This is a genomic window from Streptomyces griseoloalbus (genome assembly GCA_014650015.1).
In the GTDB taxonomy this organism is placed as follows: domain Bacteria; phylum Actinomycetota; class Actinomycetes; order Streptomycetales; family Streptomycetaceae; genus Streptomyces; species Streptomyces griseoloalbus.
Genome location: BMUD01000097.1, coordinates 1 through 784 on the forward strand (window position 1 = coordinate 1; position 784 = coordinate 784).

General features: G+C 69.0%; 1 protein-coding gene. It reads right to left on the reverse strand.

Annotated features, from left to right (window positions below):
* Nucleotides 1-784, reverse strand: a 784-nt coding sequence (locus IE178_RS35110; RefSeq protein WP_193515078.1) for an ABC transporter permease, incomplete at both ends; no start/stop codon positions are given.

Below are 784 nucleotides of genomic sequence, written 5' to 3' on the forward strand. Positions count from 1 at the left end.
CCGCGCCGGCCAGCAGCGCCCAGCCGAGCGCGAACGCCCACACGTGCGGCGGCAGGTACGAGGAGCCGTAGTCGTCGATCATCGCGAAGCGGACCAGGTCCATGTAGACCGCGGCCGGGTTCCACTGCAGGACGTCGGCCAGCCAGCCGGGGACGTCCTTGTCCGCGAGCATCGCCGGGATGCTGAACATCACGCCGGAGGCGTACATCCAGGTGCGCAGCACGAACGGCATCAGCTGGGCCAGGTCGGGGGTCTTGCTGCCCATCCGCGCGAAGATCAGCGCCAGCCCGGTGTTGAAGACGAACTGCAGCAGCAGCGCGGGCACCACCAGCAGCCACGACAGGGCCGGGAAGCTGCCGAAGGCCATCACGACGACGACCAGCACCAGCATCGAGAACAGCAGCTGCTGGAGCTGCTGCAGCGCGAAGGAGACGGGCAGCGAGGCCCGCGGGAAGTGCAGCGCCCGCACCAGCCCCAGGTTGCCGGAGATGGCGCGCACGCCGGCGAGGACCGAGCTCTGGGTGAAGGTGAACACGAACACGCCCGTCACCAGGAACGGCACGTAGACGTCGTGCGGGATGCCCCGGTTGGCGCCCAGCAGCAGGCCGAAGATGAAGAAGTACACGGCCGCGTTGAGCAGCGGGGTCGCCACCTGCCACAACTGGCCGAGCTTGGCCTGGCTGTACTGGGCGGTCAGCTTCGCCTGCGAGAAGGCGAGGATGAAGTGCCGCCGTCCCCAGAGCTGACGGACGTACTCGAAGAGGGACGGCCGGGCGCCGCTGAC